Annotated in this window: 21 protein-coding genes; 15 read left to right on the top strand and 6 right to left on the bottom strand. The window is 66.8% G+C overall.

The genetic code is table 11. From position 1 onward, the window contains the following. Positions 1-97: 97 nt before the first annotated feature. From WBN46_RS01575 to WBN46_RS01560, 4 genes are all read left to right on the top strand, one after another. Complete coding sequence (locus tag WBN46_RS01575; protein WP_337730039.1) at positions 98-805, top strand: phytoene/squalene synthase family protein; 708 nt, start codon at positions 98-100, stop codon at positions 803-805. Positions 806-912: 107 nt separating this feature from the next. Then, entirely contained in the window at positions 913-1,851 is a 939-nt protein-coding gene (gene folE2, locus WBN46_RS01570) for a GTP cyclohydrolase FolE2 (RefSeq protein WP_337730038.1), read from the top strand. Positions 1,852-1,932: 81 nt separating this feature from the next. After that, positions 1,933-3,609 carry a diguanylate cyclase gene (locus WBN46_RS01565; protein WP_337730037.1) on the top strand — a complete coding sequence of 559 codons (1,677 nt, stop codon included), beginning with the start codon at positions 1,933-1,935 and terminating at the stop codon, positions 3,607-3,609. Beyond that, positions 3,610-4,524 (top strand): hypothetical protein, encoded by a 915-nt coding sequence (locus WBN46_RS01560; protein WP_337730036.1) that lies wholly within the window; start codon positions 3,610-3,612, stop codon positions 4,522-4,524. 240 nt (positions 4,525-4,764) lie between these two features. On the opposite strand, the gene WBN46_RS01555 is transcribed toward WBN46_RS01560, so the two are convergent. The 3 genes from WBN46_RS01555 to yidD are packed head-to-tail and all read right to left on the bottom strand — an operon-like array spanning position 4,765 to position 7,219. Further along, positions 4,765-5,571 carry a M23 family metallopeptidase gene (locus WBN46_RS01555; RefSeq protein WP_337730856.1) on the bottom strand — a complete coding sequence of 269 codons (807 nt, stop codon included), beginning with the start codon at positions 5,569-5,571 and terminating at the stop codon, positions 4,765-4,767. A 44-nt stretch (positions 5,572-5,615) separates the two neighbouring features. Next, positions 5,616-6,962 (bottom strand): dihydroorotase, encoded by a 1,347-nt coding sequence (locus WBN46_RS01550; RefSeq protein WP_337730035.1) that lies wholly within the window; start codon positions 6,960-6,962, stop codon positions 5,616-5,618. Continuing rightward, positions 6,962-7,219, bottom strand: a complete 258-nt coding sequence (gene yidD, locus WBN46_RS01545) for a membrane protein insertion efficiency factor YidD (RefSeq protein WP_337730034.1) — start codon at positions 7,217-7,219, stop codon at positions 6,962-6,964. Before yidD ends, WBN46_RS01550 begins: the two co-directional genes overlap by 1 nt. Before the next feature lie 95 nt (positions 7,220-7,314). Here yidD and dksA point away from each other — a divergent pair, with 95 nt between their 5' ends. Then, positions 7,315-8,421, top strand: coding sequence for an RNA polymerase-binding protein DksA (gene dksA, locus WBN46_RS01540; protein WP_337730855.1), 1,107 nt, complete (start codon positions 7,315-7,317; stop codon positions 8,419-8,421). 70 nt (positions 8,422-8,491) lie between these two features. Here the strand turns inward: dksA and WBN46_RS01535 are convergent, their stop codons facing one another. The 3 genes from WBN46_RS01535 to cysS form a co-directional block, all read right to left on the bottom strand. Continuing rightward, positions 8,492-9,733 (bottom strand): MFS transporter, encoded by a 1,242-nt coding sequence (locus WBN46_RS01535; RefSeq protein WP_337730033.1) that lies wholly within the window; start codon positions 9,731-9,733, stop codon positions 8,492-8,494. Next, positions 9,730-10,167 (bottom strand): SufE family protein, encoded by a 438-nt coding sequence (locus WBN46_RS01530; protein WP_192200909.1) that lies wholly within the window; start codon positions 10,165-10,167, stop codon positions 9,730-9,732. The genes WBN46_RS01535 and WBN46_RS01530 overlap by 4 nt, the downstream gene beginning before the upstream one ends. 157 nt (positions 10,168-10,324) lie before the next feature. Further along, the gene (gene cysS, locus WBN46_RS01525; RefSeq protein WP_337730032.1) at positions 10,325-11,905 is read right to left on the bottom strand and encodes a cysteine--tRNA ligase; all 1,581 of its coding nucleotides are present in this window, start codon (positions 11,903-11,905) and stop codon (positions 10,325-10,327) included. A gap of 141 nt (positions 11,906-12,046) precedes the next feature. On the opposite strand from cysS, the gene WBN46_RS01520 reads away from it, so the two are divergent. The 10 genes from WBN46_RS01520 (at position 12,047) to WBN46_RS01475 (ending at position 21,147) form a co-directional block, all read left to right on the top strand. Beyond that, the gene (locus WBN46_RS01520) at positions 12,047-12,544 is read left to right on the top strand and encodes a hypothetical protein (RefSeq protein ID WP_337730031.1); all 498 of its coding nucleotides are present in this window, start codon (positions 12,047-12,049) and stop codon (positions 12,542-12,544) included. 259 nt (positions 12,545-12,803) lie between these two features. Next, positions 12,804-13,805 carry an N-acetylornithine carbamoyltransferase gene (locus WBN46_RS01515; protein WP_337730030.1) on the top strand — a complete coding sequence of 334 codons (1,002 nt, stop codon included), beginning with the start codon at positions 12,804-12,806 and terminating at the stop codon, positions 13,803-13,805. A gap of 74 nt (positions 13,806-13,879) precedes the next feature. Then, positions 13,880-15,085: an argininosuccinate synthase gene (locus tag WBN46_RS01510; protein ID WP_337730029.1), complete on the top strand. Its 1,206-nt coding sequence runs from the start codon at positions 13,880-13,882 to the stop codon at positions 15,083-15,085. Positions 15,086-15,098: 13 nt separating this feature from the next. Next, positions 15,099-15,539, top strand: a complete 441-nt coding sequence (locus WBN46_RS01505) for a GNAT family N-acetyltransferase (RefSeq protein ID WP_337730028.1) — start codon at positions 15,099-15,101, stop codon at positions 15,537-15,539. Further along, entirely contained in the window at positions 15,536-16,624 is a 1,089-nt protein-coding gene (locus WBN46_RS01500) for an acetylornithine deacetylase (protein WP_337730027.1), read from the top strand. Before WBN46_RS01505 ends, WBN46_RS01500 begins: the two co-directional genes overlap by 4 nt. Positions 16,625-16,700: 76 nt before the next feature. Further along, on the top strand, positions 16,701-18,020 hold the full coding sequence (locus WBN46_RS01495) for an acetylglutamate kinase (RefSeq protein WP_337730026.1): 1,320 nt from the start codon (positions 16,701-16,703) through the stop codon (positions 18,018-18,020). 1 nt (position 18,021) lies between these two features. Further along, on the top strand, positions 18,022-18,645 hold the full coding sequence (locus tag WBN46_RS01490) for a GNAT family N-acetyltransferase (RefSeq protein WP_337730025.1): 624 nt from the start codon (positions 18,022-18,024) through the stop codon (positions 18,643-18,645). After that, entirely contained in the window at positions 18,642-19,604 is a 963-nt protein-coding gene (gene argC / locus WBN46_RS01485; RefSeq protein ID WP_337730024.1) for an N-acetyl-gamma-glutamyl-phosphate reductase, read from the top strand. The genes WBN46_RS01490 and argC overlap by 4 nt, the downstream gene beginning before the upstream one ends. Next, positions 19,601-20,893 carry an argininosuccinate lyase gene (gene argH, locus WBN46_RS01480; protein ID WP_337730023.1) on the top strand — a complete coding sequence of 431 codons (1,293 nt, stop codon included), beginning with the start codon at positions 19,601-19,603 and terminating at the stop codon, positions 20,891-20,893. The genes argC and argH overlap by 4 nt, the downstream gene beginning before the upstream one ends. 14 nt (positions 20,894-20,907) lie before the next feature. Continuing rightward, complete coding sequence (locus WBN46_RS01475) at positions 20,908-21,147, top strand: YciI family protein (protein ID WP_192201287.1); 240 nt, start codon at positions 20,908-20,910, stop codon at positions 21,145-21,147. Positions 21,148-21,154 lie beyond the last annotated feature (7 nt).

Raw genomic sequence — 21,154 nt, 5'->3', positions numbered from 1 at the left:
TCGCGAGCGGCCGATGATGGCGTTCATCCGGGCGCGGTTGCCTGGCCTTTCCCTGCAACTTCATCGCGACTGACGTCGCTCCCACACCGTATCCGCGATGTCCGACTCCGCCGCCCTCGACAGCTTCCTTGAAAAATGGCGCACGCGTTGGCCCGAGTGGTCGGTGGGCGAGATCTTCGTGGCGCCCGCCTGCCGCGAGACGGCGGTGGCGTGGTTCGCGCTGCTGCAGGAATTCGACGATGCACTTAATGTCAGTGGCGATCCGCTGCCCGCAGACGCGAAGCTGGCATGGTGGGGCGAAGAACTGCGCGGCTGGAGCGGACAACGTTCGCGGCATCCGCTTGGCCGCAGGCTGGAGCCTGTGCGGGCCGCATGGTCTTCATTGGCCGATGCCTTGCCCGCGCTGCCGGCGGCACGTGGGGCGCAGGCTGGGAGCGAAGAGGCATTCGCGGCGCTGGCAGGCTACGGCGCAGCCGTGGCGGCGGTGGAGGCCGACGTGCTGGGGCGTGCGCCGGACGTGCAAGCGGTCGTTGCGCAGGTGCTGGCCATGAGCCTGGCCGATGGGGGCGTCGCGGCCGTGCCGATGGCGTTCCGGCGGGAAGAAGACACCGCTGCCGTGCGAGGGTGGGCCGCGGAGGTCCTGCGACGTTGGCAGGGCGGGCGGGCGGGTGCCCGCGAGCGCCGCGTTTTCGCTGCGTATGCGCGGGGCAGGTTGGAACGTCTGTCCCGACTGGGCGCGCCCGCCCCGTTGCCTTCGCGCCCCGTGCTCCTGCTCACCGGCTGGCGTGCGGCACGCGGCGATTGAAGGCATCGCATATCGTGGCGATAGACGCAGGAAACGGTCGTAACGGACTGTTTCATCTGGGGATTCAGGGCAGGGGGTACAATGCGCGGCATCCAGTCCCCCCGTGCATGACGATGTCTTCCTCGCTTCCCCAGGCGCCCCGCGCCGACCTTCCCGATGTCGCTCACCAGCGCGTGCCCCTGGCCCGCCCGCTGGACTGGGTGGGCATGGAGAACATCGCATTGCCGGTCCGCATCGCGGACGGTCAGGGTGGGCAGCTGCAGGTGGCCGCCAGCATCGACCTGTCGGTGAACCTGGCCAACGCGGATGCGCGCGGCATCCACATGTCGCGCCTCTACCTGCAACTGCAGGACGGACTGGCGCGTGAAACGATCACGCCTGCGGGCCTGCGACATCTGCTGCAGGACAGCGTGGCGTCGCAGGCCGGCCTGGCAACCAGCGCCCGCCTGAAGATCCGTTACGAAGCACTACTGCAGCGGAAGGCGCTGGAAAGCGACTATGCCGGCTGGAAGCGCTACCCGGTCGAAATCGAAGCCACGCTGGCCGACGGCCATCTGGTGCTGGCGTTGTCGTTTGCCGTCGAGTATTCCAGCACCTGTCCGGCTTCGGCGGCGCTGTCGCGGCAGGCCAACGCGGAGCGTTTTGCGGGAGATTTCGCCGCTGCGCATCCGTTGTCGGTCAATGTGGTGCACGACTGGCTGGCCTCCGAGCGCGGCTTGGCCGCCACGCCGCACGCGCAGCGCAGCCGGGCCAGCATGCGGGTGGAATTGCGCCCGCAGTTCGACGAGCTGCCCCTTGTCGCCCTGATCGACGCCATCGAAGCCGCGCTCGGCACCCCGGTGCAGACCGCAGTCAAGCGCGTGGATGAGCAGGCCTTTGCACGCCTCAATGCCGAGAACCTCATGTTCTGCGAAGACGCCGCGCGTCGCGTGGCGTCGGTGCTGTCAGGTGACGCCCGCATTGCCCGTTACGATGCCACCGTGGCGCACTACGAGAGTCTGCACCCGCACGACGCGGTGGCCCGCGTGAGCGGCAGCAACGACTGAGGCCGCCAGTCGGCAAGGCCGGCGCCACTTCACATTTATGGCCTGATCCGCGCTAAGCTCGGTCGCTGACCGCTCGGCGGAATGGATATGGGGAATCCACGGCGCCTGGCCAGAGACTGGTTGCTCTGGTTCTGCCTGATCGGGTGGGCGATGCCCGCCACCGCGCAAACGCTTTCGCTGGCCCGGCTCGACGCCGATCCGCCGGCGCGCGATGTCGTGTCCGGCAAAGTGGATGCGCAGTTTGCCGCCGCCGCCCGCGATGGCGTGATCTTCGAATCCCAGACGTCGCCCCGTTGGTGGCGCGTCGTCAGCCCCGTGGACGTGGATGCAGGCCTGCAACCGCACCTGGTGGTGCGCGCGCCGTACCAGAATCGGATGGAACTCTGGACCAGTGAAGGCCCGCCGGTCGTGCGCGCGTTGTTCGGCGCAGACGCCGACCTCGCGTTCTCGGCGCGTGCGCTGGCGTTCCCGCTGCCGGAAGGTGTCCGGGCCGGCCAGCCCCTCTACCTGCGGGTGATCTCGGTGGGGGGCACGCCGATGCCGCTGTCGATCCAGCCCTTGCGTGATGTCCATCGACAGGACCTGGAACACGTGGCATGGCGGGCGATGGTCCTGGGTGCGATGTGCGTACTCTCGGTGCTGGCGTTGGGGTTCTGCATCGGGCTGGGGGAGCGCAGCTACGGATTCCTGGCGCTGACCCTGCTTTCGCAGGCATTGTTCCTCGCGCTTGCGGGCGGCGAACTGCGCAGCATCGAGGTCTTCGGCCATGCGTTGGGTGCGGACCCGCGGATGTCCCGTATAGCCGGCATGCTGTCGGTGATCGCCAGCAATACCTTCCTCGCCTTCTATCTGGATCTGGCGCATTGGAGCCCCGTTCTCGCGCGCGTGCTGCGCGCATGCAACGTGCTGCTGGGCGGCCTGATGCTCGCTTCCCTGGCGAGTACCAGCCTGCTGGTTCCCCGCGCGGGCAATCTCATATTGCTGGTGGCGACAGCCTGCGTACTGCTGGCCTGCGTCCGGGGTGCGTTGCGCAACGAGCGCCCGGCGTTCTTCCTGCTGCTGTCATGGCTCCCGATGATCTCGCTTACCGCCGCGCGCGTGGGCGAACTGCTCGGCTGGTGGGTGGGGCCCGCCTGGCTGATACATGCGTTCCCGCTCGGCTTCGCGCTGGCCGGTCTGGTACTGACGGTCGGCCTGGCCGACAAGATGCAGCAGTTGCGCCGCGACCGTGACCGCGCCAGTCGCATCGCCGCCGTGGACATGCTGACGGGCGTGCTGTCGCGCACCGCGATCATCGAGCAACTGCAGCGCGAAGTGGAGCTCGCACACGTGCGTGGCACGCCGCTGTCGGTGGTGTTCTTCGATATCGACCACTTCAAGCGGATCAACGACGAGCACGGCCATCCGGTGGGCGACCAGAGCCTGCGGCTCGTGGCTACCCGTACCCGCGGGAAGCTGCGCAAGCATGATTTCCTCGGGCGCTACGGCGGCGATGAAATGCTGGTGATCCTGCCCGGCACCGCACTTGATGACGCGCTGATCGTGGCCGAACACCTGCGCGAAGCAGTGAACAACCGGCCGTTGACCATCGACGGTCGCGTGATCGATACCAGCCTCAGCCTGGGCGTGGCGCAGTTGGGCGTTGGCGAAACCTTTGAACGCCTGCTGGAGCGCGTGGACACGGCGCTGTACTCCAGCAAGTCCGCAGGCCGTGATCGCGTGACAGGCGACCTTTCCCCGCAACCCGGAGATGCTTGAGTGAACCAGGAAGCCGCCGCCGTACGTTTTCCCGTGGAGCAACTGCAGATCGGCGATCTGCTGCTGATGCTGGGCAAGAGCCAGCTTTCCAAGCTGATCGCGTGGTTCGGGGACAGTCCATACAGCCATGTGTCGCTGGTATCGGACAACGGCCTGCTGATCGAGGGCATCCGTCCGGCAGTCCAGGAAAGTCCATTGGCCGCCCGACTGTCGCCCGGGGGGCCGGTGGTCTTCGTCGACGCCTATCGGTCCTTGGCCGCCGACGGCACGCCGTTGGGCGTGGAAGATCGCGCGACGGTCCTCCGCCACGCGCGCTCGTTGATTGGCACGACGTTCGCGCAGGACGACCTGGTGACGATCGGTTTGCTGGTTGCGCTGCGAGGCAAGCCGCGGCACCTGCCGGTCTGGTTGCGCTGGCTCATCCGGGAGGCCACCGAACATGCGATCCGCGCCGATTCCGGCAGGATGTTGTGCAGCGAGTTCGCGTACCGGGCCTTTGCCGACTGCGATGCGCTGCCGGCGGGCCGCCTCGCACGCCCCATCGTGCCTGGCGAGCCCAGCGACCTGCCGTTCCCCGATGTCGACTATGGAAAACTGCAGGAAGAAGTACGGGAAATGCTCAAGCCCAAGCACAAGACGCTGGAGCAGAATGCAGTCGGCGCCGAGACTGTCGTCGGGGCGTTGCCGGTCTGGGATACGGTCGATGCATTGGAACTGGACGATCCGGCGTTGGATGCATCCATCGCCGCCCTGCGTTCGCAACTGGGCTTGACGCATGCCGGCGCGGACACGTTCAAGGCGTCTGACGCGCTGCTTGAGGCCGCCTGGCCCGATGTCGGCCGGCCGAATCCCAAGCTGGTCCGCCCGCGTGATCTGGCGGACAGTCCTGCCAGTCGTTTCCTCGGTCGACTCTAGCCGCCTCGCGCGAGGACGAGCCGGGGATCGATGCGGATGTCGAACCGCGCCCCCTGAAACAGAGGGCGACCGCCGGTCGTGGCGCGTCGCAACGCGCCCGGGTGGTGAACGTTGGCGTTTACTTTCCGCGCTCGAGGACGAGCAGGGGATCGATGCGGATGTCGAACCGCGCCTCCTGAAACAGAGGGCGACCGCCGGTCGTGACGCGTCGCAACGCGCCCGGGTGGTGAACGTTGGCGTCTACTTTCCGCGCTCGAGGACGAGCAGGGGATCGATGCGGATGTCGAACCAGTTCATCCCCCAATGCAGATGCGGCCCCGTCGCGCGCCCGGTCGCACCGACGGCACCGATCACCTGGCCCGGTTCCACACGATCCCCCACCTTCACGTCGATGCGCGACAGATGCAGGAAGTTGGAGCTGATGCCATGGCCATGGTCCAGCAACAGCGTGCCGCCGGTCAGGTAGAGGTCGGGGGCGGCGAAGGTCACCACGCCGCCGGCGGGCGCCTTCACGGGCGTGCCGTTGGGGGCGGCGATATCCATGCCGGAGTGCCCTGCGCCGGGTTGGCCGTTGTAGACGCGGGCATTGCCGAAACGACCGCTGATGCGGCCCTGCACCGGCCACTGGAAGGGCAGGGCGAAGTCGGCGCGCTCGTCGTCGCGTGCGCGCGCCGCGGTGACCAGTGCCTGTTCGCGCTGGATGCGCGCGGCGATCTCCGGCGGGGGATTGACCGTCTTGGGCGGCACGCCGTTGACGTTCTCCACCGGCCAGTCACGCCGGGTCACGGTGATGTCGACCGATTCGCTCCGGCCGGAGGGCGTGGTGACCGAGACCTGCAGCGGGCCGGCTTCATCGCGGCCCACGCCAAGCACCACGGTGCCATAGCCCGTCGTGCGCAGCAGACGGTCGCGATACCGCACCTGGCTGCCCGGCGGGACTTTGCCGAACACCAGGGAACCCTGCGACACGCTGGCCGGGAACACCACACGCTCTTCCTGCGACACGGGAGCGGCGGGCGCTGCATCCTGCGCTGCGACCAGGGGAATCCAGCCGGCACAGACAGCGGCGAGCAGCGCCGCGACCGCCAGCTTCAACGCGCGAACTCGAGGCGCTGGCCTACGGGTGTGCCCACCAGGTGCTCACCGTTCCAGACCATGCGGCCATTGACCCACGTGGCGCCGACGCGGGAACGGAACGTGCGGCCTTCGAACGGCGACCAGCCGACCTTGGACAATACGTCCTCACGCTTCACGGTGAACGGCTCGTCATCGATCAGCACGAGGTCGGCGAAGTAACCCTCGCGCAGATAGCCGCGCTCCTTGACGTCGAACAATTGCGCGGGCGCATGCGCGAACTTCTGCACCACACGTGCGACATCCATGCGGCCTTCGTGCACCAGTTCCAGCGCGGCGACCAGCGCGTACTGCACCAGCGGCAGGCCGGACGGTGCCTGCGCGTACGGCTTTTCCTTTTCTTCCAGCGTGTGCGGCGCGTGGTCGGTGGCCAGCACGTCGATGACATCGTCCACCAGTGCCTTGATCAGCGCCTCGCGGTCGCTGGCGTCCTTGATGGCGGGATTGCACTTGATCAGGTTGCCCAGCGCCGCATAGTCGGCGCGGTCGAAGCGCAGGAAATGGATGCAGGTTTCGGCGGTGATGCGCTTGCGCGCGCCGTCCGCATGCACCAGCGGGCCGGGCGTGAACAACGCCAGTTCGTCGGCGGTGGAGATGTGCAGCACGTGCAGGCGGGTGCCGTGCTTGCGTGCCAGCGACATCGCCAGGCGGGTCGACTTGATGCAGGCCTCGCGGCTGCGGATGTCCGGGTGGTGCTCGGCCGACAGGGCATCGCCGTACCTGGCCTGGAACGCGGCCAGGTTGGCGTCGATGGTCGGCGTGTCCTCGCAGTGGGTGATGATCGGCGTGGGCGCCTCGCGGAAGATCGCGTCCAGTGTGTCGGGGTTGTCGACCAGCATGTTGCCCGTGGAGGCGCCCATGAACACCTTGATGCCGGGCGCGGTCTTCGGGTCCAGGGTGCGGATCGCGTCCAGATTGTCGTTGCTGGCACCCATGTAGAAGCCGTAATTGCCCCAGGCGCGGCCCTTGGCGCGCTGGTACTTGTCCTCCAGCGCCGCGGCGTCCAGCGTCGGCGGGCTGGTGTTGGGCATGTCCATGAACGTGGTCAGGCCTCCCGCCACGGCCGCTGCCGATTCGGTGGCCATGTCGCCCTTGTGCGGCATGCCGGGTTCGCGGAAATGCACCTGGTCATCGATCATCCCCGGCAACAGCCAGCGGCCGGCGGCATCGATGACGGTATCGCCGCCCTGGGGCACGATCTCGGCGGCGATGCGGGCGATGCGGCCATTCTCGAAGCGCAGGTCACCCTCGGTGACGCGGCCTTCGTTGACCAGGCGGGCGTTGACGATGACGGTGGCGGGCATCAGTGGTTTCCTGTGCAGGAGTGGGGGAGGTCGGCGCTGTCCCGGGCAGGGACCGGGTCATAGCCACCGGGGTGGAGGGGGTGGCAGCGGCCGATTCGGCGCACCGCCAGCCAGCCGCCCTTCAGCGGGCCGAAGCGGCCGATGGCCTCCATGGCGTACTCCGAACAGGAGGGCACGAAGCGGCAGCGAGGCCCCAGCAGCGGACTGATGAAGCGCTTGTAGCCCTTCAGCAGCAGGATGAGCAGGCGGGCGAGCATGGCCCGATGATACCGCGTCGGGTTGCCGCTGCCTCCCGGGTAGGCTATAAAAGCGCGCTTTCCCGATGCTCGGGAAGAACAAGGAAGCGCTGTTCGTGGCTGCAAAGAAACCTGCGAAGAAGGCCGCCAAGGCCGCCAAGAAACCCGCTCAGACCGTCGCCAAGAAGCCTGTCGTGAAGAAGGCTGTCGCCAAGAAACCGGCCCCCAAGCCGGTGGCCAAGAAGGCGGCGCCGAAGCCTGCTGCCAAGAAGCCAGTCGCCAAGAAAGTGGCGCCGGCGAAGAAACCGGCCGCCAAGCCGGTGGCCAAGAAGGCGGCACCGGTCAAGAAAGCGGTTGCCAAGGCAACCAAGCCCGCAGTTGCCAGGAAGCCTGCGCCCGCACCGGTCACCAAGGCGCCCGTCGCCAAGGCGGCTCCAGTGAAGGCGCCGGCCAAGGCCGCGAAGCCCGCTCCCAAACCCGCACCGAAGCCCGCACCGAAGCCGGCTCCGGCAAAGTCCGCCCCCACCGCGGCTGCGACCAAGACTCCCGTGCCGGTTCCCGCCCCCAAGGCGGCTGCCCCGGCCCCGGCGCCCGCCGCCAAGGTTCCGTCCCCCCCGAAGCCTGTGCCAGTCCCGAAACCGACTACCAAGAACGCCAAAGCCTCTACCTCCGTCGAAGCCCCCGTGAGTCCCCGTCCCGCCGCCACCCGTCCCGTGGGCAAGGTTGCGGTGGCCGTGGCTGCCCGGCCTGCGGCGCCGGTCGTGCGCGGCAAGGTGAAAGAAGTGCCCTACAAGACCGATGAAGCCACCGGTCGCCCGATCGTGCCGACCGGCTACAAGCCCTCGCCTGACGAGGAGTACATGAGCACGCTGCAGTTGGAGTACTTCCGCCAACGTCTTCTGCAGTGGCGTGCCGACCTGGTCGAGGAATCCAAGCAGACCATCGAGAACCTCAAGGATGAAGTCCGCGACATCGGCGATGAGGCCGAGCGCGCGACCCGCGAGACCGAAAACTCGCTGGAACTGCGTACCCGTGACCGCTACCGCAAGCTGATCGGCAAGATCGACAGCACGCTCAAGCGGCTCGAGGGTGGCGACTACGGCTACTGCGTCGATACCGGCGAAGAAATCGGCCTGGATCGCCTGGAAGCTCGTCTGACCGCCGAGCGCACCATCGATGCCCAGGAACGCTGGGAACACATGCAGAAGCAGCAGGGCGACTGAGCCCGGCTTCGTCCGCATACTGAAAACCCCGCTTCGGCGGGGTTTTTGTGGCCGGCGGAAACGCTGCCGGCTACTGCAGGTCGCGCAGGTCCAGCCGCCGCAGCCTCGGCGCCTTCCACGCGGTGAACCCGGCGACGGACAGGATCGCGAAACCGCCCACGATCACGGCAGGCACCAGCCCCAGCACTCTTGCCATCGTGCCGGCGTAGAACGCGCCCAGTTCATTCGACGAACTGACGAAGATGCCATTGATCGACGACACCCGCCCGCGCATCTCGTCCGGCGTGGACAGTTGCAGGATGGTCGAGCGGACCACCACGGAAACGCCGTCGCACATGCCGTAGAACAGCAGGATCCCCGCCGACAGCCAGAAGCTGCGCGACAGGCCGAAGGCGATGACGCTCAGGCCGAAGCCGGCCACCGCGAACAGCAGCACCCGCCCCGCGTGCTTCTGCAGCGGATGGCGCGCCAGCCACAGGCCGACACAGACCGAGCCCGCCGCCGGCATCGCGCGCAGGATGCCCAGGCCCTCGGGTCCGTAGTGGAGGATGTCGTGGATGAAAGCCGGCAGCATGGCCACCACGCCACCCAGCAGCACTGAAAACATGTCCAGCGCCATGGCCCCCAGCATGATCTGGTTGCCGAGTACGAAGCGCCCGCCCTGCGCGATGCTGGCGAACACGGGCAGGCTGACCGCCGGCGGCCCCGGTTCTTCCACGCGCAACCGCGCGAGCACCGTGGCCGCCATCAGCGCGAACACCACCGCCATCGCGTACGACAGCGTCTTGCCGCCAAAACCGACCAGCAGCCCGCCCAGCGCGGGGCCGGTGACCAGCGCGGCCTGGAAGATCACGCTGCCCAAACCTGCGGCACGCACGAAGTCCTCGCGCGGCAGCACTTTGGCGAACAGGGCGTTGTAGACCGGACTGAGGAACGAACGCGCCATGCCGGTCAGCGCGATGGCCGCGTAGATGGGCCACGTCCCCTGGAAGGGCAGCCAACCCGCAGAGACTGCCACCAGGATCACCGCCGTGGTCGCCAGTGCGCCGCAGGCGACCATGCCGATCCGTCGTCGTGGCAGGTGGTCGACCAGATAACCGGCGAACGGCGCCACGCAGAAGAACGGCAGGACTTCGGCCAGCCCGACCAGGCCCAGCGAGAATGGATCGCGGGTCAGTTCGTAGATATGCCAGCCGACCGTGACCGCAACGATCTGGTACGACAACAATGCGCAGATGCGGTAGGCCAGTACCGCGGAGTAGCCGCGGTTGCGCAGCAGCGAAAAGGCGGAGCGGGACCCGGCTTCGCTCACTTTGCGTTGGCGGCCGTCTCGCGGATGAAGGCCAGCAACGACGCCAGGCCGTTGCTGCGCGTGGGCGAGAGATGCTTGGCCAGGCCGATGTCGGCGATGTAATCGGGCGTGGCGGCCAGGATTTCGTCGGCCGACCGCCCCGAATACACGCGCAAGGCCAGGAAGATCAGTCCGGACACGATGGCCGAATCACTGACGGCATGGAAATCGAGCTTCGCCGCGTCGCCCTCGGGCACGATCCACACCATCGACTGGCAGCCGAGCAGGCGGTGTTCCTCCCGCTTCCACTCATCCGGGAACGCAGGCAGCTTGCGGCCCAGGTCGATCAGGTACTGGTAGCGTTCGGACCAGTCGCCGAAGAAGGCGAATTCGTCCTTGATGGCGGCCTGCGCCTCGGCGGCGGTGGGTTCGAGGGGGAAGATCGTGTTGGTCATGGAGATGGGGAGCCTGGTTCAGAAGCCCCTCTCCCATCGGGAGAAGGGTTGGGGTGAGGGCGCGGCGGCGTCCGTTAGGTGCCGGCGTCCTGACGTCGCCGGACCCTCATCCGGCGCTTCGCGCCACCTTCTCCCGTCGGGAGAAGGGAACAGCAGTTCACGCCCGCTTCCAGCGCACGCCCTGCGGCGTGTCTTCCAGCAGGATGCCTTCGGCCGCCAGCTGGTCGCGGATGGCATCGGAGCGGGCGAAGTCGCGGGACTTCTTGGCGGCCGCGCGCTCGTCGATCAGCGCCTGGATGCGGGCGTCGTCGTCGGACGAAGTGCCGCGGGCGAACCATTCGGCCGGATCCTGCTGGAGTAGGCCCAGGACGTGGCCGGCGCCGAGCAGTTCGGCTTTCAGTTGGCCCAACTTTTGAGGCGTGGCGTTTTCGCTAATCCAACTATCAAGCACCTGCCCCAACGCAGCGGCGTCGACCATCCCTTTACTGCCGGTCTCTGGCAAGGCAATGCCTATGAACTTCAAGAGGGTAGCGTGAGCTTCCACGTCAGCAACCGAGATCCGTCGATCAGGGGTGATTCCGATCCGGACTCTGTTGACTTGGCTGACAAGTTCCAAGTGACGGCGAGCTTCTGAAGCGATATGTGCGATCTCGGCGAGCGCGAGTGGTGTATTGAGGTCATCGTCGAGTGCATCCTCGATGACCTGCGGCGTCACCGCAACAGCATCGACATGGACCAGATCCCGCAGCGTCCCATACAGCCGGTCCAGCGTGTTCTTCGACTGCTCCACCAGCGCCTCGGACCAATCCAGCGGCTGCCGGTAGTGTGCCGACAGCAATGCGTACCGCAGCGCCTCCGGCGGATGCTGCTGCAACAGGTCGTGCACCTTCTCGATGTTGCCCAGCGACTTGCTCATCTTGGCGCCGCCGAAGTTGAGCATGCCGTTGTGCAGCCAGAAACGCGCGAACGTCTTGTGCGAACCGTCGGCGTGCTTGTGCGCGCACTCGCTCTGGGCCACTTCGTTCTCGTGGTGCGGGAATTGCAGGTCCACCCCGCCGGCATGGATGTCGATGGTCTCGCCCAAGTGGGCGGCAGCCATCGCCGAGCACTCGATATGCCAGCCGGGGCGACCGATACCCCACGGCGATTCCCAGCCCGGCAGATCCGGGGTGGACGGTTTCCACAGCACGAAATCACCGGGGTCGCGCTTGTACGGCGCCACTTCCACGCGCGCGCCAGCCAGCATCTCTTCCGGATCGCGCCGCGAGAGCTTGCCGTACTCCGGGAAGCTGCCGACCGAGAACAGCACGTGGCCTTCCGCAGCGTAGGCATGACCACCCGCGATCAGCTGTTCGATCATCGCGATGATGTGCGGGATGTGCGCCGTGGCAGCCGGCTCGATGTCCGGGCTGAATTCACCCGTCACGCCCAGGCCCGCCATGTCCTGGCGGTAGGCATCGGCGTAGCGGTCGGTAATGGCCGAGATCGCCACGCCGAGTTCCTTCGCCGCCGCATTGATCTTGTCGTCCACGTCGGTGATGTTCCGCGCGTAGCGCAGCGCGCCATAGCGCCGGCGCAGCAGCGCGGCCAGCACACCGAACACAACCGGCCCGCGGGCGTTGCCGATATGGACGTAGTTGTAGACGGTGGGCCCGCACACGTACATCGTGGGGACGGGGCCGAGAGGTTCGAATTCCTCGACCCGGCGGGTGAGGTTGTTGTGCAGGCGCAGGGTCATGGAAGCGGGGCAGGGGAGAGCCGGTCGATTCTACCTTCTGTGCCGGGATGGGGGGTCGGTGAGGCTGCTTGGCGCCGATGTTCAGCCCCACTCAAGGCGCGGCCCCTAAACTGTGACACCGGGATACCACTTTCAGGCCACATGCACCGCCTCCGCTCCGCCCTTTTCCTGTCCTGCCTGCTGTTCGCCATGTCCGCCATGGCGCAGGAGCGGGTAATCCCGGCGGAGAACGTTCGCCTGGACTATGCGCAGGTATTGAGCGTGGAGCCGGTGTACCAGACCCTGCGGGCCAGCCGCACCGAGCAGCGGTGTGACGAAGTGCCGGCGCCGAAGCCCGAGCAACCGGTCGAGGAAGACAGTCGCTGGTCCAGGGTGGTCAGCTCCGTGCGCGGGTGGTTCGGCGGTGATGAGGCCGCGGAGCCGCCGGTGGCGCCGCCGGTCCCGACGGTGAAGGTCAACTGCCGCATGGTGCCCGTCGAGCGCGAGTTCCAGCGGCCCATCGCCTACGATGTGGACTACATCTACAAGGGCGTGAAGTACCGTTCGCGGCTGGCCGAGGATCCTGGCAATCGCCTGCGCATCCGGGTTTCCGTGGCGCCTTACACGTCACCGCTGCAGTCATCGGCCAGCACGCCCTGATCCTGCACCCGCCGAAAGAAGTCTTGCGCCGCGCCGCAGCACATGCGAGCATTCGCGCCCATGAAGATGAACGCACACGCCCATGCTGACAGCGCGGCCCGCCAGGCCTCGAGCATGACGTCGCGTGCGCGTCGACCGGAATCCTGCATCTAGCTGGGTCCCCCGGACGTTTTCGCCTGTTCACCGGAACCCAGCCAGAGGCTGGGTTTTTTCGTTTCTGAAACCCGTTTTGCCACATTCCCGAAACCAGGATGCCGTAATGAAGCACTTCTTGAACACGCAGGACTGGAGTCGCACCGAGCTGGACGCACTGCTGACGCAGGCCGCGCTGTACAAGCAGCACAAGCTGGGCGACGCGCTGAAGGGCAAGTCGATCGCGCTGGTGTTCTTCAATCCGTCCATGCGTACCCGCACCAGCTTCGAGCTGGGCGCGTTCCAGCTGGGTGGCCATGCCGTGGTGCTGCAGCCGGGCAAGGACGCATGGCCCATCGAGTTCAACCTAGGCACGGTGATGGACGGCGACACCGAGGAGCACATTGCAGAGGTGGCCAAGGTGCTGGGCCGCTACGTGGACCTGATCGGGGTGCGCGCGTTCCCGAAGTTCGTCGACTGGGCCTACGACCGCGAGGACATCGTGCTGAAGTCCTTCGCCAAGTACTCGCCGGTGCCGGTGATCAACATGGAAACGATCACCCACCCCTGCCAGGAACTGGCCCATGCGCTGGCGCTGCAGGAACACTTCGGCACGTCGGATCTCCGCGGCAAGAAGTACGTGCTCACCTGGACCTACCACCCCAAGCCGTTGAACACCGCCGTGGCCAACTCGGCGCTGACCATCGCCACGCGCCTGGGCATGGACGTCACCCTGCTGTGCCCGACGCCGGACTACGTGCTCGATGAGCGCTACATGGGTTGGGCCGAGCAGAACGTGGCCGAAAGCGGCGGTTCGCTGACCGTCAGCCACGATATCGACAGCGCCTATGCAGGCGCCGATGTCGTGTACGCCAAGAGCTGGGGCGCGCTGCCGTTCTTCGGCAACTGGGAGCCCGAAAAGCCGATCCGCGACCAGTACAAGCACTTCATGGTGGACGAGCGGAAGATGGCGCTGACCAACAACGGCGTCTTCAGTCACTGCCTGCCGTTGCGCCGCAACGTGAAGGCCACCGACGGCGTGATGGACTCGCCGCGGTGCATCGCCATCAATGAGGCCGAAAACCGCCTGCATGTGCAGAAGGCCATCATGGCCGCGTTGATCAAATAGGGCCGGCCTCGGCCCGCCGCTCCGACACGACACACCAACCCGGTGGGCCAAGACCCACCCTACGAGACTTCAAGATGACGACCCCCCACGAATCCAAAGACATCGTCCTCGCCTTTTCCGGCGGCCTCGACACCAGCTTCTGCGTGCCTTACCTGAAGGAGCGCGGCTGGAACGTGCATACCGTGTTCGCCGACACCGGCGGCGTGGATGCCGAAGAGCGCGCCTACATCGAACAGCGCGCCGCCGACCTGGGCGTGGCCAGCCACGTCACCGTCGATGGCGGCCCGGCGATCTGGGAGGGCTTCGTCAAGCCGTTCGTGTGGGCGGGCGAGGGTTATCAGGGCCAGTACCCGCTGCTGGTGTCAGACCGCTACCTGATCGTCGATGCGGCGCTGAAGCGCGCTGCCGAGTTGGGCACCAACGCGATCGCGCACGGCTGCACCGGCATGGGCAACGACCAGGTGCGCTTCGACCTCGCGGTGAAGGCCAGCGGCGACTACCGCATCGTGGCGCCAATCCGCGAGATCCAGAAGGAACACACCCAGACCCGCGCCTACGAACAGGCCTATCTGGAAGAGCGCGGCTTCGGCGTGCGCGCCAAGCAGAAGAGCTACACCATCAACGAGAACCTGCTGGGCCTGACCATGTCCGGTGGCGAGATCGATAAGTGGGAGGCCCCCGGTGAGGGTGCCCGCGGCTGGTGCGCGCCGCGCGCCGAGTGGCCGGTGGAACCGTTGCGTGTCACGGTCGGCTTCAAGAACGGTGAAGCGGTCAGCCTCGACGGGCAGGCCATCGGCGGCGCCGCATTGCTGGCGAAGTTGAACGCGCTGTTCGCGCCGTATGGCGTGGGCCGTGGCGTGTACACCGGCGACACCGTGATCGGGCTGAAGGGCCGCATCGTGTTCGAAGCCCCGGGCTTGATCTCGTTGCTGGCCGCGCACCGCGCGCTGGAAGAGACCGTGCTGACCAAGCAGCAGAACCGCTTCAAGCCCGAGATCGCGCGCAAGTGGGTGGAACTGGTGTACGAAGGCTTCTACCACGACCCGTTGAAGGCCGATCTGGAAGCGTTCCTGCAGTCCTCGCAGGCCACCGTCAACGGGGAGGTCGTGCTGGAAACCCGCGGTGGTCGTGTGGACGCGGTGGCGGTGAAGTCCCCGCACATCCTCAACGCCAAGGGCGCGACCTATGCGCAGTCGGCGGACTGGGGCGTCGAGGAGGCCGAAGGCTTCATCAAGCTGTTCGGTATGAGCTCGACCCTGTGGGCCGAGATCAACCGCTGACCGGAACGTGTCGATGAGCGCCATGCGCGTCAGCACGGACAAGGCGGAACTGGACCTGCCGTTGATCCATCGTTTCCTCTCGACCCAGGCTTACTGGAGCCAGGGCATCCCGGAGGAAACGGTGGCGCGCGCTGTCGCAGGCTCGCTGTGCTTCGGCGGTCACGTTGAAGGCGTCGGGCAGGTGGCGTTTGCGCGGGTCGTTTCCGACTTCGCGACGTTCGCCTACCTGGCCGACGTATTCGTGCTGCCGGAACATCGTGGTCGCGGCTACAGCAAGCAGCTGGTCGCCGAGATCATGGCGCACCCGCACCTGCAGGGGCTGCGCCGGTTCATGCTGGCGACCTCCGACGCGCACGGTCTGTACGCGCCGTACGGCTTCGTGGCGCCGGCCAAGCCGCAGACGCTGATGGAAGTGTTGCACCCGAATATCTACGCCGAGACGAAGACCGCATGACTTTGCTTGCAACCACGCTCAAGCACCTGGAAGCGCTGGTGTCGTTCGATACCCGCAATCCCCCGCGCGACATCGGTACGGACGGGATCTTCGACTACCTGCGTGCGCAACTGCCGGACTTCCTCATCGAGGTGACCGATCACGGCGCTGGCGCGGTGTCGTTCTTCGCCGTGCGCGGACAGCCGAAGCGCGTGTTCAACGTGCACCTGGACACGGTGCCGTCCTCGCCCGCGTGGAGTGCGAGCCCGCACGTGCTGCGCATCGAGGGAGATCGCGCGATTGGCCTGGGCGCCTGCGACATCAAGGGTGCTGCCGCGGCACTGGTCGCTGCCGCGCAGGTGACAAAGGGCGACGCCGCGTTCCTGTTCACGACGGACGAGGAAGCGAACGATGCGCGTTGCATCGCCGCCTTCCTCGCGCGCGACCATGGCTTCGGCGAGGCGATCATCGCGGAGCCGACGCGCTGCGAGGCCGTGCTGGCGCATCGTGGCATCAGTGCCGTCCGCATGGCATTCAAGGGCCAGGCCGGGCATGCGTCCGCAGAGAACGCGCTTTCGCTCAGCGCCCTGCACAACGCCATGCGCTGGGGTACCACGGCACTGGATTTCGTGCAGGACCAGCACCACCTGCGTTTCGGCGGGCTGACCGGCCTGCGCTTCAACATCGGCCGGGTCGAAGGCGGCATCAAGGCCAACATGATCGCGCCCAGTGCGGAGGTGCGCTTCGGCTTCCGCCCGCTGCCGTCGCAGGACATGGACGAATTGCATGCGACCTTCCGCAGCTTCGCCAATGCCGATGCGCTGGCCGAATACGAAGAGACCTTCCGTGGTCCGTCGTTGCCGTCCGGCGATGTCGCCCGTGCAGAGGAACGTCGCCTGGCTGCACGGGATCTTGCCGATGAACTCGGCCTGCCGATCGGCAACGCGGTCGACTTCTGGACGGAGGCGTCGCTGTTTTCCGCCGCCGGTCTGACCGCCTTCGTCTATGGCCCCGGCGATATCGCCCAGGCGCACACGGCGGACGAGTGGGTCTCGCTGGAGCAATTGCAGCGGTATGCCGACAGCATCATCAGGATCCTCCAGTAACGCGTAGGGCGGGCCCAGGCCCGCCATAGATCGTCAACGACGGTGGGCCAAGGCCCACCCTACGAAAGCAAGAGACATGGAATCCAACAAACAAACCCGCCAGACCATCATCCGCCTGCTGTCCAGCATGGCCAGCGCGAAGGAGATCTCGCAGTACGTCAAGCGTTTCTCTCAGCTGGATGCCAAGCGCTTCGCCGTGGTCAAGGTCGGCGGCGCCGTGCTGCGGGACGACCTCGAGGCGCTGACATCGTCGCTGACGTTCCTGCAGGAAGTCGGCCTGACGCCGATCGTCGTGCACGGCGCCGGCCCTCAGCTGGACGAGGAGATGAACGCTGCCGGCATCACCAAGCAGACCGTCAACGGTCTGCGCGTCACCACGCCGGAGGTGCTCGCCATCGTGCGCAAGGTGTTCCTGCAGCAGAACCTGGCGCTGGTCGAGGCGTTGCAGCAGGTCGGCGCGCGCGCCACGTCGATTGTCTCCGGCGTGTTCGAGGCCGAGTACAAGGACCAGGCCACCTACGGCCTGGTCGGCGACGTCACCCGCATCAACCAGGCGCCCATCGAGGCCAGCCTGAAGGCCGGCTCCATTCCGGTGATCGCCAGCATGGGCGAGACCATGGGCGGGCAGATCCTCAACATCAATGCCGACTTCGCCGCCAACGAGCTGGTGCAGGTGTTGCAGCCGTACAAGATCATCTTCCTCACCGGAACCGGTGGCCTGCTGGATGCGGAGGGCCGGGTGATTGATTCGATCAACCTGTCCACCGAGTACGACGAGCTGATGGCGCAGCCGTGGATCAACGGCGGCATGCGGGTGAAGATCGAACAGATCAAGGATCTGCTGGACCGTCTGCCGCTGACCTCGTCGGTGTCGATCACCAAGCCGGCGGAACTGGCCAAGGAGCTGTTCACCCACAAGGGTTCAGGCACGCTGGTCCGCCGTGGCGAGCGCGTGCTGCGCTTCGAAGGCTCATGGGATGGCGTGGATTTGCCGCGCCTGCGCACGCTGATCGAATCCAGCTTCGGCCGCACCCTGCTGGCCGACTATTTCGAACGCACCACGCCATACCGCGTGTATGTCAGCGAGAACTATCGCACTGCCCTGATCCTGACGCAGGAGGAGGGCTTCGCCTACCTGGACAAGTTCGCCGTGCTCGATGACGCGCAGGGCGAGGGGCTGGGCCGGGCTGTCTGGCACGTGATGCGCGAAGAGAATCCGCAGCTGTTCTGGCGTTCGCGCCATAACAATGCGGTCAACATCTTCTATTACGCCGAGTCCGATGGCTGCTACAAGCAGGAGAAGTGGAAGGTGTTCTGGTACGGCATCGAGGATTTCGGCGACATCGAGCGTTGTGTGGTCCATTGCCGCACGCGACTGCCGACGCTGAAGGATTGACATGGCGAACGCCTCTCTTCCCGCCGCGTGGCAGCAGGTCCCCGTCCTGATGGGGCGCCATGCGCGTCTTGAGCCGATGTCGCGTGATCACGTCGATGGCCTGCGTGCTGCATTGTCGGGCGATGCCCTGGCCGCGCTGTGGTTCACGCAGGTGCCCAAGGCGGCGGACGCGGCGGCCTACGTCGACACGGTGCTGGCGGCGCAGGCCGACGGCCGCGTGCTGCCCTTCGTGGTGCGGGATGCGGGCGGGCGCGTCGTCGGCAGCACGCGCTTCTACGGGTTGGAAGCCGACGTTCCCAAGCTCAGCATCGGCTACACCTGGTATACGCCTGATGTTCAACGCACCGGCGTGAACACGGAAGCCAAGCTGCTGCTGCTCACGCACGCGTTCGAGACGTTGGGCTGCATCAGCGTGGTGTTCGAGACCAGCTGGTTCAACCACCGTTCGCGCACCGCGATCGCCCGGCTGGGCGCGAAGCAGGACGGCGTGCTCCGCAACCACAAGCGCCACACCGACGGCTCGCCGCGCGACACTGTCGTCTTCTCGATCATCGATGGCGAATGGCCGGCGGTGAAACGCAACCTGCTGGCCAAGCTGGCCCGGCACGAACAGGATTCCCCATGAGTACCCCCAAGACCGTCGGCATCGTCGGCGCCCGCGGCCACACCGGCGCCGAGTTGATCCGCCTGATTGCGCGCCATCCGCACCTCGAACTGGTGTTCGTGTCCTCGCGCGAGCTCGACGGGCAGAAGGTCAGCGACCATATCGAAGGGTTCACCGGCGAGTTGCGCTACGAGAGCCTGAGCCATGAGCAGGTCGGCGCGAAGGGTGCCGACGCCGTGATCCTGGCGCTGCCCAACGGCAAGGCGGCCGAGCTGGTCGCGGCCATCGATGCGCAGGCGCCCGACACCGTCGTGGTCGACCTGTCGGCGGATTTCCGCTTCGACGAGCGCTGGTACTACGGCCTGCCGGAACTGACCCGGCAGAAGTACGCCGGCCAGAAGCGCATCAGCAATCCCGGCTGCTACGCCACCGCCATGCAGCTGGCGATCGCGCCGCTGCGGGACCGGCTGGCCGGACCGCCGCAGTGCTTCGGCGTGTCCGGTTACTCCGGCGCGGGCACCACGCCATCGGACAAGAACAACACCGACCTGCTTCGCGACAACCTGATGCCGTACGCACTCACCGACCACATGCACGAACGCGAGGTCAGCCGCCAGCTCGGCGTGCCGGTCGAGTTCATGCCGCACGTGGCGCCGCATTTCCGCGGCATCACCATGACGGTCAACCTGTGGCTGCAGCAAGCGGCGAAGGTGGAAGACATTCGCGCGCTCTATCGCGAACGCTATGCACACGAACCGCTGATCCATGTCCTGGACGACGCGCCGTGGGTCAGCCGCATTGCCGGCAAGCATGGCGTGGAGATCGGTGGATTCACCCTGGCACCCGGCGGCAAGCGCCTGGTCGTGGTGGCGACGCTCGACAACCTGCTCAAGGGTGCGGCAACGCAGGCGATGCAGAACCTCAACCTCGCGTTCGGGTTCGGAGAATTGGAAAGCATTCCGCAGGAGACGATGGCATGAGCGAGCTGTTGTGGCAGAAGCCCGGCGTGGCGGTGGATGCCGAGATCCAGCGCTTCCTGGCCGGCGACGACGTGGTGCTGGATCGCGAGTTCTTCCTGCACGACATCCAGGCGAGCACTGCGCATGCGGAAGGCCTGCAGCGCATCGGCATCCTCTCGGGCGACGAACTGGCGGGGCTGAAGCGCGAACTCGCGGTGCTGGCGGATGACTTCCGCGCCGGACGCTTCGTGCTGGACGAGCGTTTCGAGGACGGTCACTCCGCCATCGAGGCGAGGCTGACGGAGCGCCTGGGGGATGCCGGCCGCAAGATCCATACCGGCCGCAGCCGCAACGACCAGATCCTGGTGGCCACGCGGCTGTGGCTGAAGGAGAAGCTGGCCCGCGTGGCCGTGCTGTCGCGCGAGATCGCCAAGGTGGCGCTGGACCGCGCGCAGGTCGAGCGCGACCTGCCGATCCCGGGCTACACGCACATCCAGCGAGCCGTCGTCTCCTCGGCCGGCATGTGGTGGGCGGGATGGGCGGAAGCCTTCATCGACAACACGACGCGCGCGCGCGACACGTTGAAGCTGGTCGACGCCAATCCGCTTGGCACCGCCGCAGGATATGGCGTCAACCTGAAACTGGACCGCGAGCACACCACGGCCGCCCTGGGTTTCGCGCGCATGCAGATCAGCCCCATCTATGCGCAGCTTTCGCGCGGAAAGTTCGAGATGGCGGCACTGGAGGCGCTGGGTGCGGCGACGCTCGACCTGCGCCGCATCGCCTGGGACCTGTCGCTGTTCACCAGCGCCGAGTTCGGTTTCGTCGCGCTGCCGGCGCAGTACACGACGGGCAGTTCGATCATGCCGAACAAGCGCAATCCCGATGTCATCGAGCTGATGCGCGCCACGCATGCCAGCGTCGCGGCGGCACGCACGGAGATCGAGCAGCTTCTGTCCTTGCCGTCGGGCTACCACCGTGACCTGCAGGCCAGCAAGGGCGCGATCTTCCACGGCTTCGGACGCGGCCTGCCGGCGCTGGAGCTGTTGCCGGCACTGCTGGCCAACCTGGAGTGGCGCGAGGACCGGCTGCGTGCCGCGATCGACTCCGGCATGTACGCCACCGACGTGGCGGTCGAGGCGGCGGTCGCGGGCGTTCCATTCCGCGATGCCTACAAGGCCGCTGCTGCATCGGCGGACAGTGCAGGGCAGGGGCGTACGCCTGAGGGCAGCCTTGCCGCACGCGTGTCGCCGGGCGCGGGCGCGGACCTGCGTCTTGGCGAACTGCTCGCGCGCTGGAACGCGCTGTGACGCGCTATCTCGTCATGGCCATGCGGCGGCCATCCTTCGACGAATCCGTCATCGCGCCGCATCTCGCGTTCCTGGACGCGCTGCGCGCTGCAGGACAGCTGGAGATGACGGGCGGGTTCAGCGACAGGACCGGCGGGGCGTACGTGCTGGTGAACGTGGCGTCGCTGGAGGATGCGCGCGCGATCGCCGCACGCGATCCCCTGGCGCTGACCGGCACGTCCGATCTCACCGTCCACGAATGGAATACACGCTGAGCTGACA

Source organism: Pseudoxanthomonas sp. CCNWLW251, assembly GCF_037402255.1.
GTDB lineage: Bacteria > Pseudomonadota > Gammaproteobacteria > Xanthomonadales > Xanthomonadaceae > Pseudoxanthomonas_A.
The sequence above is the reverse complement of the archived record's forward strand: the minus strand, read 5'-3'. Positions and strand labels throughout refer to the sequence as shown.